The sequence below is a fragment of the Reichenbachiella sp. genome (assembly GCF_965233835.1).
Lineage (GTDB): Bacteria > Bacteroidota > Bacteroidia > Cytophagales > Cyclobacteriaceae > Reichenbachiella.
In genome coordinates, this window is the sequence record NZ_OZ247585.1 from 4360703 (window position 1) to 4377068 (window position 16366).

Annotated in this window: 13 protein-coding genes; 2 read left to right on the forward strand and 11 right to left on the reverse strand. The window is 39.1% G+C overall.

The genetic code is table 11. The annotated features are described in order from the left end of the window. Nucleotides 1-32 precede the first annotated feature (32 nt). The 11 genes from ACO6S2_RS18540 to ACO6S2_RS18590 all read right to left on the reverse strand — a co-directional run bounded on the left by ACO6S2_RS18540 (nt 33) and on the right by ACO6S2_RS18590 (nt 14488). Nucleotides 33-1295, reverse strand: coding sequence for a response regulator (locus tag ACO6S2_RS18540; RefSeq protein ID WP_422360054.1), 1263 nt, complete (start codon nt 1293-1295; stop codon nt 33-35). 7 nt (nt 1296-1302) lie between these two features. Further along, on the reverse strand, nt 1303-2637 hold the full coding sequence (locus ACO6S2_RS18545; RefSeq protein WP_422360055.1) for an ATP-binding protein: 1335 nt from the start codon (nt 2635-2637) through the stop codon (nt 1303-1305). A gap of 217 nt (nt 2638-2854) precedes the next feature. Beyond that, on the reverse strand, nt 2855-3259 hold the full coding sequence (locus ACO6S2_RS18550; protein ID WP_422360056.1) for a SiaC family regulatory phosphoprotein: 405 nt from the start codon (nt 3257-3259) through the stop codon (nt 2855-2857). A 272-nt stretch (nt 3260-3531) separates the two neighbouring features. Further along, complete coding sequence (locus ACO6S2_RS18555; protein ID WP_422360057.1) at nt 3532-4140, reverse strand: SiaB family protein kinase; 609 nt, start codon at nt 4138-4140, stop codon at nt 3532-3534. Between the two features lie 120 nt (nt 4141-4260). After that, nucleotides 4261-4848 (reverse strand): 3'-5' exonuclease, encoded by a 588-nt coding sequence (locus ACO6S2_RS18560; protein WP_422360058.1) that lies wholly within the window; start codon nt 4846-4848, stop codon nt 4261-4263. Between the two features lie 7 nt (nt 4849-4855). After that, a complete protein-coding gene (nhaC, locus tag ACO6S2_RS18565) occupies nt 4856-6307 on the reverse strand; it encodes a Na+/H+ antiporter NhaC (RefSeq protein ID WP_422360059.1) in 1452 nt (483 codons plus the stop codon). Nucleotides 6308-6588: 281 nt separating this feature from the next. Beyond that, on the reverse strand, nt 6589-7755 hold the full coding sequence (locus ACO6S2_RS18570) for a proline dehydrogenase family protein (protein WP_422360060.1): 1167 nt from the start codon (nt 7753-7755) through the stop codon (nt 6589-6591). 123 nt (nt 7756-7878) lie between these two features. Continuing rightward, nucleotides 7879-11280, reverse strand: a complete 3402-nt coding sequence (locus tag ACO6S2_RS18575; protein ID WP_422360061.1) for an efflux RND transporter permease subunit — start codon at nt 11278-11280, stop codon at nt 7879-7881. Between the two features lie 29 nt (nt 11281-11309). After that, nucleotides 11310-12488: an efflux RND transporter periplasmic adaptor subunit gene (locus tag ACO6S2_RS18580; protein ID WP_422360062.1), complete on the reverse strand. Its 1179-nt coding sequence runs from the start codon at nt 12486-12488 to the stop codon at nt 11310-11312. A gap of 25 nt (nt 12489-12513) precedes the next feature. Continuing rightward, nucleotides 12514-13782, reverse strand: a complete 1269-nt coding sequence (locus ACO6S2_RS18585; RefSeq protein WP_422360063.1) for a TolC family protein — start codon at nt 13780-13782, stop codon at nt 12514-12516. Nucleotides 13783-13861: 79 nt separating this feature from the next. Then, nucleotides 13862-14488, reverse strand: coding sequence for a TetR/AcrR family transcriptional regulator (locus ACO6S2_RS18590; RefSeq protein WP_422360064.1), 627 nt, complete (start codon nt 14486-14488; stop codon nt 13862-13864). A 107-nt stretch (nt 14489-14595) separates the two neighbouring features. On the opposite strand from ACO6S2_RS18590, the gene ACO6S2_RS18595 reads away from it, so the two are divergent. Beyond that, the gene (locus ACO6S2_RS18595) at nt 14596-15423 is read left to right on the forward strand and encodes an alpha/beta fold hydrolase (protein WP_422360065.1); all 828 of its coding nucleotides are present in this window, start codon (nt 14596-14598) and stop codon (nt 15421-15423) included. A gap of 97 nt (nt 15424-15520) precedes the next feature. After that, nucleotides 15521-16357, forward strand: a complete 837-nt coding sequence (locus tag ACO6S2_RS18600; protein WP_422360066.1) for a TonB family protein — start codon at nt 15521-15523, stop codon at nt 16355-16357. The last annotated feature ends 9 nt before the right edge of the window (nt 16358-16366 follow it).

Below are 16366 nucleotides of genomic sequence, written 5' to 3' on the forward strand. Positions count from 1 at the left end.
TTTGCTCAAATATTAACTAATCAGGTTAGTTCCTAAAAACGGACGCCTACCAAACTTTTGTACTTGTATTCATGTAGCAGCTTGGCTTGCATGATCATTGGAAATTTATGCAGTTCCTCTAGCAACAACTGCGTACTTAACAAGGCTGAGTTACTTTCTGATTTTTTAGTACTATCATCTATTACATTATTGGAAATAAAGTATAATTCGCTCACCTCAAAAGTGTCAAATTGAAGCACGTTCACATCTGGTTCTACACCTGGAATTAAAGGTGCTATATTTCCAGAAAGTGTTTTGAATTCACCGCCTTTACTGAATGAATACAAATTATGATTGGCCCCTCCAAATAATAGAGATTCATCTTGCTTGTCATAAATCAACAAGGCAATATCTATAGAGCAGATATTTTCGTCGTACTTCTTACCGAAGAATCTGTTCTGAATTCTAGTTGATAAGCTGGAAAGAATTTCTTTGGGATCAAAAACTCTATCCTTGTACATCAACTCCATCAGTGTAGCACAAATGAACGTATTGAGCGTCAAAGCATGAATCACCCCAGAATTTGTGTTAAAAGAAGTAATGAGCACTTTATCAGCTACCTCACCAAACCAATATCCATTATGGTTAACCCGATTGTGTTCATACAACACGAAAGCATCATCTAAGTATAGCTTTAACTCCTCTTGTCTAGGTAAAAGAGACTCTCTAAGCGATACATTGAATTCGATAACCTGGTCCATATTAACCGTAGACATCATGTTTTTTCTTGCTTCTACGGATTTAATAATTTCCTTTTTCAGCTCTTGTTTACTAGGTTTTTCAGGAGCTACCTCTTTGGGTTTTTTCTCTGTTGGAGCTGCAGCTGGTTCTATTGCTTCATCAGTAGGGTTTCTCAATTCAAGCGCCTTATCGAATTCCTCTTTCAAATCCTCCTGATTCCAAGGTTTGACTAAGAATCTATCTAAACCGACTTCCTTATCTACCCGAATAATCTCATCCTCATCGCTAAATCCAGTCATAATCATTCTCACTATGTTTGGATACATGGGAACAATTTTGATGAGCAATTCAACTCCTGTCATTCCTGGCATTCGCTGATCAGACATGATTAAGTCTATCTGATTATCTTCTAAAATTTTGATTGCCTCACTCCCGGATTCTGCCGTAAATACGTTGTAATGACGCTTGAAGGCACGCTGAAATATGCGCAGATTCACTTCTTCATCATCCACATAGAGAATATTGAATCTTTTTACTTCTTCGTCTTTATAAGTTCTATTTAATACTCCTTCCACAATTAAATTATGCTAAAGCTGAATCCATTGATTTATTTACTTTCCGTAGCTTCTTGGGCAGTGTGATCACAAACTCGGTACCCTTGCCTTCTTCACTTTCTACGGTAATTGAACCATTATGCTTTTCAATAATACCATAAGTAATGGCAAGTCCTAACCCGGTACCTTTGCCTACCTCTTTAGTAGTGAAAAATGGATCAAAAATTTTCTTGACTGTATCTTCTGACATCCCTTTACCATTATCTCGAATTGAGATCTTCACATTTCTTTCATCAAGCTCCTCAGTCTTTACATTGATTGTACCTTTAAAATCGATAGCATCACAGGCATTTCCTATGAGGTTAACCAGCGCCTGATTCAGTTGCCCAGGTAAGCACTTGATAGGGTCAATATTGGAATCAAAGTCTTTGAGTACTTTGGCCTTTTTCTTGTATTTTGGTTTGAGGATTACAATGGCATTTTCCACCACCTGATTTAAGTCGGCTTCCTTGATCTCAACCTCATCATGGCGAGCAAAAACCCTTAGTCCGTTTACAATCTCCGTAATTCTGGTGGTACCATATTCCACATCATCCAGCGATTCTTCTGTAGAAGTCTGAAGATCATTGAAATGATGGTCATCTTCTCTCTGTATCTTGTAATATTTTTTTATCTCTTCCAGACTCTCCAGTTCGCATATACGCTTGTAGTTTTCAATGAAAACATTAAGCTGCTTAAAGTTGTCTTTCAATGTATTTACCCCATTGGCAACGAAGTTCACCGGATTGTTAATTTCATGGGCAATACCGGCAGTTAACTGACCGAGGGAGGACATTTTTTCAGATTGAAGCAATAGGGCCTGAGTTTTCTCCAGTGTTTTACTTGTTTCTTCAAGCTCTTCACGTGCAGCCTGCTGCTCGGAAAGTTTTTCTTTAATCTTTAACAGCTCTTTATACTTGACTACAAGCTTGTCATATTCTTTGGCGAAGACTTGTTTCATTTCCTTTTTCTGACCTACTGTTTTTTGATAAGCTTGTTGAAGCTTATTTACATGCGCCTCTTTGGTTTTCAGCTGACGGTGAAAGTCATTGAGTTGAAGGTCCTTTGAAAAAACTTCTTTACGCAAAGTGGAAATGTAGTAATAAGCACCTCCCGAAGCACCCAGCAGGACAACAACCAGAAGGATCGTGATACCAAGTGAAGAATTTTGAGCCCTTGACACATCTGGGTTCTCTTGGGGGATCATCAGATAAGGAGCATTGAATACGAGACCAGGCATTTGTATATTGGCCTTCACCTTAGAAGTATTCAAACCGAAGAGTAGGGTAATAGCAACGATAAAAAAAACAAACTTTCTTTTCATACTCTGTTTTACACCGATACCACACATCGGCCCTATTGATTGTTGTTAAAAAAATCAGGTCTTATTGGTTTTTTCTAATATACATGATTCTACAATTAAATGATAACTTTCAAATCATTTAGAAGGGGATAAATTATCAATATCAACCTCCTCCTTTCTTTCAGAAGAAATCCACATAATAAACCAAAAATGAAAACAGAGAATTAAGAACCTTAACTTAGGAAGCCTGACGCAACTGATCCTTGATTTTGAATACCTCAACAAATTTGAAAGGATGATTATAATGTTCACTTATTTCACGTCCTATTTCAAGAATGTTTGTGCGGTTTTTTTCATAAAACCAAGTGATATTAAGCGGCCTTTTTTCCGAAGAAAGCGAGATCAACTTTTTTACCAGAATGTGGAGGTATGTACTAGAGTCTTCAATGTTCTTGAGGGCAAAGTTGACGTTGATTGCTTTCAACTCTTCATTGTCCAATGCCGGCAAATGACTGAAAACATGTCCATAAAAGCTCAATGGATCATCAGGCATAGAATTTCCACGAAGTTCCAACTCACCATTTCCAGGTCGGAAGTTAACCGATGGGGTAGTACCTGTGGGTCTTATAAAGTATCCATCCATTGCCGTAATCGAACTATTCTAAATTCTATTTTATTAAAATGGTCTATAATTATTCTAAGATTCAATATTAGAGATTATTATACCTCATTTCAATACGTTTTTGTACCTAAATTTAATATTAGGTAAAACCACTTATCCTGTACCAGTGCTTGTTATAAGGCCAATACAGCATGGTTTTCTAAAATAATATAATGAATTTCTTAATGAAATAAAAGCAAATTTTCTTGGTTGGTCCTTGAAAGGACATGAATCTGACAAATTGTACTTAAACCTTAAGCGTCTTCTTTCCTAATTCGAATGGTTAGAATGAAGAAACAATGTTCTGCATCTAACGGCTCAAAGTAATACTCGTATTCCGTTCCCGTTCTTTTCTTAATATCAATAAACCCTAAACCTGCACCCCCCTTTTCGGAAATGGTGGTATTCTCCATGGTCGTTTTGTGCAATGCTCTAAGTTCTTCTTTGTCCAAAGAGTTTACCCGATCCAAAATATCCCGAAGTCTTACGGCATTGTCGAGTGAAATTTGATTACCAGTAGTTACATAATACTCATAGTCATTGTCGCCAATCAGAAATATTCCATCTTTAGCCAATCCATCTTCCAGACTGTCTGAGGCATATTCCGCTGTGCTGTCCGCGTGTTTACAAATATTTTGAAGCGCTTCAATCATCACGTGATACACACGACGGGATACTTTTTTATCCTCTTTTTTATCTGTCATGTCTTCCTCCGTCATGGCGGTGATACCATTGATTGTATTTTGGGTAATCTTACCGAGGTAGACAATATTCACATCAGAACCTTCCATCAATTCTCTGAAGGCCACTATATTTTTCAGATGGTTCAGTTGGTTGGTCTGCTTTTTTCTTAGATTATTCATGCGCTGTTTGATTCAATTGAGAAGGGTTAGAAACCCAATACGCTGCCTAACAATAAATATAGAAATATTTTAGCAAGCAGGATTGCAATGGTTTCTGAAAATATCCGGAAATAATGAGGCTTAGTTAGACTTTGCCTGAATTTCCATCATTTTGTTATAGATATCCAGACATATCCATGCATCTGTAGCTGCATAGCTTATTTGAGATTCAGTCAAGACCTCGTTTTCCCAATTGGATACTTGCTGACTTTTTGAAATCCTGTGATTCATAAACATACCGGCATAATTTCTTGCCCCGATACTTTCAAATCCGAGTGTAGCTCCAAGCTCATTAAGATCAACAAATCCACTGGGTTTGAAATTTCTCAGTTTCTGTAAATCCTTGATATCATCTCGAATACCAATCCCAACAATTTTTATCTTTGAGTCCTCAAAAAGACTCACAATATCTTCTGAAAGGCTGATTTTATTGAGCCTAAATAAAAATGCCATATTTGGCAACGACAGCTGTAACAAGGCCACTGGATAGGACTCCCCTTTTCTAAACGCTGGTTTTGTTTCTGTATCAAAACCTATAATTTCGGCCTCTCTGAGAGCCTCAACTGCTTCCTTTACTTGACTTTCTTCGTCGATTATCTGATACTCCCCTTCATATTTCATCAACGGAAGTGCGTTAACTTCCTGCTTCGTAATCTTCCTAATCTTCATTCAAATATTATTTTTTGTCACTCAGTCTTCGAATCTTAATTTTTAAATATCCGAATAATATAGTCATAAAAGGGCTAATGATATTAAAAAAACAATACGGAGCAAAAGCTAAGACGCCTACACCTAAGACACTGGAGTGATAAGCGCCACAGGTATTCCAAGGTACCAGCACAGAAGTTACCGTCCCAGAGTCCTCCAATGTTCGGCTTAGATTTTCAGGAGCCAAATCCTTTTCCTTGTATAGGTCAGCATACATTCTTCCTGGCACCACAATAGCAAGATATTGATCGGAAGCAGTGGCGTTGAAGAACATACAAGTGCCTGCAGTAGAAGCAATCAATGCTCCGCTCGACTCAATCCTTTTCATAATGGCCTGAGCAATGACTCTGAGCATACCTGCACCTTCCATTACTCCACCAAACATCATGGCAGACATAATCAGCCAGATGGTATTCAGCATTTTAAACATACCTCCCGAACTCAAGAGTTCGTTCACCATTTCATTAGAGGTTGTGACACCCACATGTCCGTACAAGGCCTTCATCACTCCTACAAACATGGTCTTCCAGTACTCACCAGAATAACCTGACACTTCGCTAATTACCTCTCTTTGGAAAATCAGGGCAAACAAAATCCCTAACAAAGTTCCAACCATCAAAGCAGGAAAAGCCGGCACCTTCTTCACGATTAGTATAATCACAACCACAGGAACAATAAACAACCACCCTGATATGTAAAACTTCGAAGATATCGCTTCTAATACCTCTCCGGTATTCACGTTTGCCTCTGTAGTGGTATTGAAAAAGCCCATAACCAGAAAGATCACCAACGTTATTGCGATCGATGGAAAGGTTGTGTAGACCATATATCGGATATGAGTAAACAAGTCTGTGCCAGCCATGGCCGGTGCGAGGTTCGTTGTATCCGAAAGTGGTGACATCTTATCACCAAAATATGCACCTGACAGGATTGCTCCTGCAACAATTCCTTCATGTATTCCCATCGCCTGACCAATACCAATCAAAGCGATACCAACTGTCGCCGCCGTGGTCCATGAACTTCCTGTAGCCATAGATACGATAGCGCAAACTATGCATGCCGCAAAAAGGAATATAGTGGGATTTAGAATCTGAAGTCCGTAATAAATCATAGCAGGTACGATCCCGCTAATCAACCAACTCCCGGCTAAGGAGCCTATCATCAATAAGATCAATATTGAGCCCATGGCTGAAGTAATGCTCTTAACCATAGACTTTTCGATATCCTTCCATTTATATCCCAAACGTGAGGCCAATATGGCCGCTACCATGGCGGACAGAATTAAAACAATCTGGTTGGATCCGGAAAGGGCATCATCTCCGAAGATGGAAACATTGACGGATAAAAAAACTATGAGGAATATTATAGGTATGAATGCCTCAATAAGCGAAGGCTCTCTCTTCTCACTGCTTGTACTCATTCGCTAGTGCATTTTTGGTATAAAAAATATCGTTTCTGGGGCACCAAACTAAAAACATATACTCAGTCTATCAGACGCATTTTTTGCATATTAGCAGCAAGGGTCCCATGTAAAAACTCGGAAGTTAATCATTTTTGACCAACCAAAAAGCAGTGTTCAAAAATTACCAATCAAAATAAGTACTGATGATAAAATAGTATCAGACAAAAAGGCTGTACAAACCTTGCGGTAAAGATTAATCTCTTCCAGATTTTAAACTTTATGAGAAGTAAGAGTCAATATTATTTCGACTTTCGTCGGGCAATCTCCTTTTTCACCAAAGTGAATTCACGGCTGCTTTGTCCGGCAATAGAAGTATTCTCTTCTGCACGCCTCATTAAATAAGGTAAAACCTTAGCAACTGGCCCATAAGGGACATACTTAGCTACATTGTAACCTTCGTTCGCCAATGTATAAGATAGATTGTCGCTCATTCCATAGAGCTGTGCAAAATAGACTTTCGGATCAGCCTTGGCTATACCATGGTGATCCATGAGCTCAGCGGTAAGCCTGGAGCTGTTCTCATTGTGTGTTCCCGCACACAGATAAACTTCATTGATATTTTCTAAACAATAGGTAACCGCCGCGTCGTAGTCTTTGTCCGAAGCTTCTTTGTTCGGCTGAATCGGGTCTTGATATCCTTTGCGTTCTGCTCTTTCTCGTTCCTTCTCCATATAGGCTCCCCGAACAAGCTTAGCACCTATTTTGAAACCTTTGTCTAATCCCAATTGATGTGCATCTTTCAAATTTTGTAAGGATGCCGTTCGATACATCTGATAGGTGTTGAATATGTACACTGTTTCCTTATTGTACTTCTCCATCATGGCATATACTACCTCGTCAATTACATCCTGAATCCAGGTTTCTTCTGCATCAATGAAAAGGTATTTGTGCACTTCCACTGCCTTAGCACAAATCTGGTCTACCCTTTCTAGAAATGTCTCATATCGACTGGATTCATCAGGAGTTAACGGGTCTCCACTTTGCTTTTTGGCTAGTAAATCAAAAGCTGTGAAACCAGTAAGTTTCATTACTCCAGTTGGAATATGCGTGTTATTTGACGCCATCTCTAACGAGCGAATGATCTCATCTCGGTTGAAATCGAACACCTTCTCCGACTCCTCGCCTTCTACAGAGTAATCCAATATGGTATGGATATTTGATGCCGCCAATTTTTCTACAGTCCCTTTTGAATCCTCTAAAGACTCCCCTCCACAAAACTGAGCAAAAATGGTTTTTTTGATCATCCACTTGATTGGCAAATGAATTTTCAAGGCAAAGACGGTCATCCAAATCCCAATCTTGGCTATTGCAGGATTGTTCATGGTAAGGAACAGAAAATGCATCCTTTTCAAATCAAAATTCGACTTGTCTGCGAATGCCACTTTGGTGTCATCGAAGTTTATCATTGGTCAATAATTGTTGCTCATTTTTTGGACGGCAAATATATGCACGAATTCCTTTTAAAAAGATACAAAAAAAGCGAGACCTTTTACAAGACCTCGCTTCTATTACCTTTTGCTCATAGGATCTTAACTTATCCCAAGTTTCCTATTCACCTTGGCAAAGAATAAATACATCACTGGCACAATGATCAACGTTAAGAACGTCGCGAAGGTCAATCCATAAATGATCGTCCATGACATTGGCCCCCAAAAAGCTACATTGTCTCCACCTAAGAAAAAATCTGCGTCGTAGACTGAGAATAATTTCAAGAAGTCAATATTGATACCTACTGCCAACGGAATCAAACCTAGTATCGTGGTGATTGCTGTAAGTAGTACCGGGCGAAGTCTGGTGGCTCCAGCGGTAATAATTGAATTCACAATCTCTTCGAATGGCAGCTTGTCAACTCCCAGCTCAGCACGCTTTCTATCTCGGCTCAATTCAATAAAGTCAATTAATACAATAGCATTGTTTACCACAATACCTGCCAACGAAATAATACCAATCATGGTCATCACCACAGAGAACTTCATTCCAAAAATAACCAAGCCTAAGAAGACACCAATGGTACTTAGTACTACAGACATCATGATGATAAAAGGAGCTGTTACCTTATTAAACTGTGAAACAATGATCAGGAATATCATAAACACAGCGATCATCAACGCCTTACTCAAGAAAGCCATTTCTTTAGCTTGCTTTTCTTGCTCTCCACCAAATTTGTACTCGTAACCCACGGGCAAGTCAAAACTGGTTAACAACTCCTTTATTTGATCATTGATTTGTGTTGGATTATATCCACCGATCACATTAGAACTGATGGTAACCACTCGCTTAAGATCCTTTCTTCTTACCGAACCATAAGTAGAACTCAACTCCGCTTTCGCTACCGAATTGATGGGTATGCTTCGCATTTCTCCACTGGTTTGGTTTCTGTACACCACACTCTTATTCATGAGGGCATCTACATCGTATCGATATTTCTCCTTCAACCTGAGTTGAATTTCGTAATCATCTTCACCCTCTTTGTACTTAGAAATTTCCTTTCCAAAGAGTGCTGTTCTGACCTCCATGGCAATGGACTGAGTAGAAAGACCAAATCTTCTTGCCTTCTCGCGATCAATGTTTACGATCAATTCTGGCTTACCAGTCTCAAGATCCATCTTGAGTTTTTCAATACCCTCGATTCCTGAGTTGTTGATATAGCTCTTCATACGCTCGGACACATCAATCAGGGTTTCGAAATTGTCTCCAGAAATTTCAATACTGATTGGCTTACCTGCCGGTGGTCCGTCTGCATTTTGATCTACTGTTACTAATACACCAGGGTGACCTCGCATTGCATTCCTTAAATCATCCAGCGCATCCTTTGTGGAAATGCCATTTCGATCTTTAAACTCCTTAAAATCGACGGTAATCCTTGCCTTATTCGGGGTGGACTTCTGACCAAATGCAGAAGAGTCATTGGGATCAGCCGTGCCCTCTCCTACATTGGCAATTACAGACTCTACGATTCCCATGTATGGCATAATCACCTCCATCACCCTAGCCTCAATTTTTTCAGCAAAGGTGTTGGTGGTTTCTACATCCGTCCCAATAGGATATTCAATGAAAACATTAATATACTTAGGGTCTGTTTTTGGGAAATATTCTACCTCGGGAGGAAAAATTGCCATCAACACGAATGAGAAGAAAAGCATACCTACAGTTCCCCAGAAGAAGGCGTAAGGTTTCCATCCAGCCAGTGCATATTTAAGCGTTTTGCTATAGATGCCCTCAATCCAAGGCAAGAATACACTCTGAAATCTTCTAGAAAGTGGCACCAAGACGTATACATTCACACCGGTAATTAAAGCTACGGCAAACGCCAGATTGCTAAATACGGCAGAACCCATCACCAAGAACATCAAGCCAATCACAAGGGCTGCTCCAATAATGGTTAAAATCTTACGATCGTTTCTTTTTTCACCAGAATCTAATTTCATAAAAATGGCGATCAATACAGGATTGATAACCAAAGCCACAAACAATGAAGAACCCAGAGTTACCATTAGGGTAATAGGTAGGTACTTCATGAATTCGCCCATAATTCCTGGCCAGAAGGCCAGAGGTAAAAATGCTGCTAAAGTAGTGGCAGTAGATGCAATAATAGGTAGCGCAACTTCTCCTACGCCTCGTTTAGTGGCTTCAAAGGCTGACAAGCCTTCCTCACGCAAACGATAAACATTCTCTACAACCACAATACCATTATCCACTAGCATACCCAATGCCATGATCAATGAAAACAAAACCATCATATTGATCGTAATGCCAAACGCCCCGAGTACAAGGAAAGACATGAACATAGACAGTGGTATGGCCACTCCTACGAATAAGGCATTTCTTGATCCAAGGAAGAAGAGCAAAACAAGTACTACCAGAATAACCCCAGAAATAATGTTGTTTTCCAAACTATCCACCATATCCCGAGTTTGCTGAGACTGGTCATTGGTAATTGTGATTTCCAAATTGGCTGGAAAGACATTCTTCTTTGCATTTTCAAGGATGGCATTGATTTTATCTGTGGCGATCAAGAGGTTTTCACCACTTCTTTTGATCACATCTACCATCACTACAGGCTGTCCACCTAATCGAGCATAATTCTGCTTTTCTTTATAGTCAAACTCGACTTCTGCTATATCTCCGAGATAGACAATGTTGCCTTTCTCGTTTTTGATTACCACATCCAACAAATCCTCTGGCCTTTCGAACTCTCCAACCACACGAATAGAACGTCTGATATCCCCTTCTTTAAGGTTACCACCTGAAAGGGTAATGTTCTCCGCTCTTACAGCATTTTCGATATCACCGAAATTGACCAAACGAGACTCCATCTGATATGGGTCAACATTTACACGAACTTCTTTTTCATCAATCCCACGAATTTCAACCTTTGAAATTTCTGTCAGTTTTTCAATTTCATCCTCCAGATACTCAGCATAATCATTGAGTTGGCGAATACTGTAATCCCCCGATAAATTGATATTTAGAACTGGAAACTCAGAAAAATTCATCTCAAACACATTAGGATCATTTTCCAAGTCAGACGGTAACTCAGGCTTCGCTCGGTCCACCGCGTCTTTCACCTTAGTTAATGCATCTTCTATTTCCGTATCTGGGGTAAACTCTACAATAATTGTAGAATAGTCCTGAACCGATGTCGATTTGATTTCATCTACATCGGCGATTGTATTGAGTTCCTTCTCAATCGGTCGAGTGATTAGGTTTTCCATATCCACAGGCGAATTACCTGGGTGCGGTGTCCCTATGTAAACAATGGGCTGCTGTATCTCTGGAAAACTTTCCTTTGGTAAAGTGATATATGTGGAAATACCCATAGTCACAATCAGGAAGGTAATCACCATCACTGTTGTCCTGTTAGTCAGGGACAACGTGGTAAGCCCAAATTGCTTATTTATTTTCTTTTCATCTTGCTTATTCTCAGCCATGATAAAATTTGGTTAAATATTGTTTGAGTTTATTTTGCGGCCGTATTGGAATTGGACTGAGTCGCTCCTTCATTGATCATCTTCACAATAGCTCCTTCAGACAATTCTCGGTATCCTTTAAAAGCAATTTTCTGATTCTCCTTCACACCTTGCACAATTTCTGTCTCATTGTTGAATGACAATCCGGTCTGAATGTGCAACTTTTTAGCCACCATATTTTCTCCATCTTTCACCAATTCATACACATAACTTCCCTTCTGATCTTTCTGAATCAATTTGGTAGGTAACTTAAAAGCTACATCATTGTTGTAATCTTCTAAATTCAAAACCACCACCTGATTCGGTTTTACAGGAAAATCTAGCTTAGGAAGGGAAATCTCGATTTCAAAGGTTCTATTCTGACTGTTAATCACTTGACCAACAGACTTGATAATTGACTTCAATCTCTTGTCTTGTGAAGGAAAGTAAATTTCAACTGGATCAGACTTCTTGAACTTGCCTATGTACCGCTCAGAAACGTCCGCATTGATATGAATATCATTCGGGTTTACAATTCTGAGAAGTGGCATACCTGGTTGAGCCATTTCACCTTTTTTCGCTATCACGGCATCTATACTGCCTGAAAAAGGCGCCTCAATTCTACTTTGTCTCAATTGAGACTTAGCGGTCGCTAACTTTCTCTCCAAAGACTCTTTATTATTCTTAGCCTGTAAATATTGAATTTCAGTTCCAATATTCTTTTTCCAGAGATTTGCCTGTTTTTCAGCTACAACAGTTGCCAATTCCAAAGCCGTTTCAAGTTCTGCAATATTGTTTCTAGTCACCTCATCGTCCAACACGATCAAAGTTTGACCTGCTTTTACATTTTGACCCTCCTTTATATATACCGTTTTGATTTCACCTGGAATCTTAGCACTTACATTTACGTTCCGTCGAGACTCTACTCCTCCACGAACTTCTATTTTGTGCTTGAAAGACTCTGGTTTAACTGTAATTGCCGTTACCAGTACAGAGTTACTTGTCGCTTCCAAGAAGGAAGGATCCATCTCTGCTATTTCCTTTTCCAAAGACTTTATTTGAGCCTGGAGCTCTACAGCCTGTGCTTTCATTTCAGACAAAGAAGCTTTTTTGGCATCAAGGTCCGCTTCACCACCACCGCATGCGCTCGCAAGGACAACAATGGCCAGTAGATAAATATATTTTGTCATGATTGTTAGTTTTTCGTTGTTGAATTTATAGCAAAACACCGTAGGCTTTTTGCAGGTCAATTTTTGATATCAGCGCATCATAAAGCGCATTGTAATAGTTTATTTGTGCTTGTTTAAATGTGGCATCTGCATCGATTACTTCAATGTTGGAACCAACCCCCTCATTGTATTTGATTTTGGCTACTTCGTATACCTCTTGAGACAGCTCCATATTTTCACGCTGTGCCTGCATCATTTCGATTTGCCTATTATAGGTAGTGAGCGCCTGTTCGATTTCCACATCAATATTATTCTCCAGCAAATTCAAAGAATAGTCTATTTGTTGAGCTTGCAATTGTCTTTGTTGCACTTGACGCCTCTTTCTCATACCGTCGAAAATGGGTACAGTCGCTCGCAATCCTATCGCACCCGCACCAAACCACTGATCAGTGAACACATCACCCAACGATGTGTTACCGGTATTCCTACCATAGTTGGCCACCAGGTCAATTTTTGGATAGTATTTGGCTCTCACATTTTTTATATCCAATTGCTTGAGTTCCTTTTGTATATTCATTTGTGAATACTCGATTCGATTCTCATAAGCAAAACCTTTCGATTGTTCGAAATTAAAATATCCAATAGATTGAATTTCTGTGGTAAGCTGCAAAGGAGTATTTGGCTTCAGTCCCATTTGAAACTTGAGAAGTGATTTAGACAAATCAACAATCTGCTGATAGTTTTCTTTCTCCACCTTCACATTATTAAACTGCACCTTGACCCTATTCACATCAATTTTCTCAGCAAACCCATTCTCGTACATTACTTCAGTTTCTTGTAACAAAGAATCCAGTCTGGAATAGTTACGTTCAACCAGAGCCAACCGCTCTACATTTACCAGTACTCCAAAATAGGCCTTAGATACTGCCTCTGCAATATCAATCTTTGTCTTAATATGGTCTTTCTTAGAAAGTTGGGTAAAAGTTTTTGCCGCTTCCAATCCAATAAAAAAGGAACCATCGAATACCATCTGAGTTAGTCCAAAATCAAAACCAGATGTATAAGGAATTCCAAACTCTAGAGCAACAGCCTCTCCTTCCGGAACTCCTGGTGGAAATCCATTTGAAGACTCTACAATAGTCTGTTGAATCTTATAGTTGTGCATCAGGCTTGCATTTGCATTGACCTGAGGCAGTCCGTCAGCAAGAATTTCACCGACTTGCTTGTCAGCAATTTCCTCTTCCAATCTGGCGTTTTTCACCTGCTGGTTATTCTCTAAAGCATAATCAATCGCCTCCTGCAAAGAGACGCTCATCGACTCGGAGTTTTGGCCCAAGCTCACCTGGTGAACTGCCACAAAACCCATTGTAAGTAGTAGTAAAAGTATTGGTTGTTTAATTACTCTCATAAGATTTAGCATCTATCAAGCTATCATATAGTTCTTGACCTTTTACGGTCATTAGTCCGTGTACGAAATGATCAAAAAGTGTCATTTGTACCTCGGTAAAATCAAATTTGTCTCTTGGAAATATCTTTTCATCAAAACTCAGTTCTATAGACTCCACACGGAACGTTGAAATTATTTCTGCATCTAGTACTTTTCTAAAATATCCCTCGCTTTTGCCTCTTGCAATGACATCCAGAATAGTGTTTTTAATAAAAACACCCTTGTATTCTAGCCAAAGTGCCCAAGCATTCGGGTGATATTTTTGAATGTCAAACAGCATAGAAGGATTAATCTCCTTGACATGCTCTCGAATACAATGTGAAAGTTTGAACAATTCGTCAATAGCATTTTCGGCAGAAGACTTCACTGTGGCCATTTCTGATCGCTCACGATCTATATGCCCCTTCGTGATAAGTGTAACCAGTTCGTCTTTATCCTTAAAAAACTGATATATCGTCTTTTTAGAAATCGCGAGCTCTCTTGCTATATCATCCATAGACACACTGCGCACCCCATATCTATTAAATAGTGCTTCAGCGTTTTCTAATATTTTCTCCTTCGTATTATTAATCATTGTACCGCAAAGAAACTAAGGAAACTTTATGTTTACCAAAAGTTTCCGAAGTTTCTACGAACAAAATCAATATTTGTTCGAATTTTTCTGGTATTTTTTTGTCCGCAATGAACCATTCACCCCAACTATATACTTATTCCTCGTCCATTCAACTTGAATATGCTCTCTTTGGTAAGGGCGTAAAAAAGCTAGTTTGTTTTCACGGATTTGGTCAAAACTTAATGGTATTCAATGACTTATCTACAAAACTCGATGACCACCAAATAGTGAGTATCAACTTGCTTTTTCATGGAAAAAGCCGTCGGCAAGAAGGCCCAAAATATTTACACCAAAATGAATGGAAAGACATATTTGATGGGTTTCTAAATCACCTGAAGATTAATCACTTCTCAGTTTTGGGATACAGTTTAGGTGGTCGATACACGGCTAGCACGCTAAAGTCTTTCGAAAATCGAATCGATCATTGTATACTTATTGCTCCTGATGGCATCGTGAAACGTAGCTCCTATGAGTTCGCTACTTTTCCTTTGGGTTCGGAGCAGTTGTTCGGTTTCTTCATGAAAAACCCCAAACCGTTTTTTATTTTTCTCTCCTTGATTGAAAAAACAAAACTATTTAACCAATGGACCATTGACTTTTCGCGAGCTCAGCTCCAAGATGAGGAACAGCGGATGAGAGTCTATCATTCTTGGATTACTTTGCGAAAATTTAGGATGCGACAACTCGAGCTTATCAAAAGGATCAACGCTGGCAATTTTCAGTCCACGGTTATTTTCGGTAAATACGATAAAATCATTCAGCCCAAACGACATTTCTATTTCTTAAATCAAATCCCAAAAGCTAAAGTCATTATCTTAGACACAGGACATACCAAACTTTTGAATGAATCTTTTGCCGAAGTATCTGACGTTCTTAACAAATCCAAATCCTTATAAATTACTCATCATTTGCCTCTTTATTCAGGGTATTTGTATAGCTCAAGCTAGTAGAACTCTATATTTTGACAAAGCAGGAAATCAAGTAGATCAAAATATGGCCTACTACTCAGCCACAGGCGCTATGCCTGCAGGCAAAAATTATTTTGTGGGAAAAGTCACTGAGAAATTCATTTCTAACGGAAAGGCTAAAGCAAAAAAGACATATGATAAAAGTGGCCAACAAACTGGTATTGGAGTCGAGTATTATGAAAGCGGTCAGCTTAAAGAAAAATACCAACTGAAAAATGGTCACATTTTTGGCGGCTACGTTTTCTGGTATCCCAATGGAGTCAAAGCCTTGGAACGAGAATACACAGGGTATTCCAATTCAACTGAAATTAATCACCGCACCTATAATGCGTGGGACTCTCTTGGCAATCAAATAATCAAAGATGGAATGGGCAATCTGATTGAATACTATGATGACTTAAGCATTTCAGCCAAGGGAAAAATATATAAAGGCATGAGAAGTGGAACATGGAAAGGGTACTACCCAAATGGAAACTCTTTTTACACTGAAAAATATAAGGGGGGAGAACTGGTTAGCGGCTCAAGCATAAAAACAGATAGTTCAAAACACAGCTATACACAAATTAATGTTTTGCCATCACCAGAAATTGGCTTCCCGAAGTATTATGAAAAACTGACCAAGGAAATGAAATACCCTAAAAGTGCTAAAAAAATAGGACTTCAGGGTACTGTGCATATCGTCTATACGATTGACAAAAAAGGTCAAGTTTCAGACTATTACATCCTCAAAGGATTAAGTCCAGACTGCGATCAGGAAGCCTTAAGAATATTCGAAGAAACACCGGTGGAGTGGATTCCAGGAACTTCCAGAGGCAACCCTCAATCCTTTATCCTTTCGCTCCCGGTTTCATTCAAACTGTAACCAAAGAAA

What these genes read in the sequence shown, in the direction of transcription:
- ACO6S2_RS18600 (WP_422360066.1), top strand. Translation starts at nt 15,521, where the DNA reads ATGGCCTACTACTCAGCCACAGGCGCTATGCCTGCAGGCAAAAATTAT.
- ACO6S2_RS18580 (WP_422360062.1), bottom strand. Translation starts at nt 12,488, where the DNA reads ATGACAAAATATATTTATCTACTGGCCATTGTTGTCCTTGCGAGCGCA.
- ACO6S2_RS18560 (WP_422360058.1), bottom strand. Translation starts at nt 4,848, where the DNA reads ATGAAGATTAGGAAGATTACGAAGCAGGAAGTTAACGCACTTCCGTTG.
- ACO6S2_RS18555 (WP_422360057.1), bottom strand. Translation starts at nt 4,140, where the DNA reads ATGAATAATCTAAGAAAAAAGCAGACCAACCAACTGAACCATCTGAAA.
- ACO6S2_RS18575 (WP_422360061.1), bottom strand. Translation starts at nt 11,280, where the DNA reads ATGGCTGAGAATAAGCAAGATGAAAAGAAAATAAATAAGCAATTTGGG.
- ACO6S2_RS18545 (WP_422360055.1), bottom strand. Translation starts at nt 2,637, where the DNA reads ATGAAAAGAAAGTTTGTTTTTTTTATCGTTGCTATTACCCTACTCTTC.
- ACO6S2_RS18585 (WP_422360063.1), bottom strand. Translation starts at nt 13,782, where the DNA reads ATGAGCGTCTCTTTGCAGGAGGCGATTGATTATGCTTTAGAGAATAAC.
- ACO6S2_RS18595 (WP_422360065.1), top strand. Translation starts at nt 14,596, where the DNA reads ATGAACCATTCACCCCAACTATATACTTATTCCTCGTCCATTCAACTT.
- ACO6S2_RS18570 (WP_422360060.1), bottom strand. Translation starts at nt 7,755, where the DNA reads ATGATAAACTTCGATGACACCAAAGTGGCATTCGCAGACAAGTCGAAT.
- ACO6S2_RS18590 (WP_422360064.1), bottom strand. Translation starts at nt 14,488, where the DNA reads ATGATTAATAATACGAAGGAGAAAATATTAGAAAACGCTGAAGCACTA.
- ACO6S2_RS18550 (WP_422360056.1), bottom strand. Translation starts at nt 3,259, where the DNA reads ATGGATGGATACTTTATAAGACCCACAGGTACTACCCCATCGGTTAAC.
- nhaC (WP_422360059.1), bottom strand. Translation starts at nt 6,307, where the DNA reads ATGAGTACAAGCAGTGAGAAGAGAGAGCCTTCGCTTATTGAGGCATTC.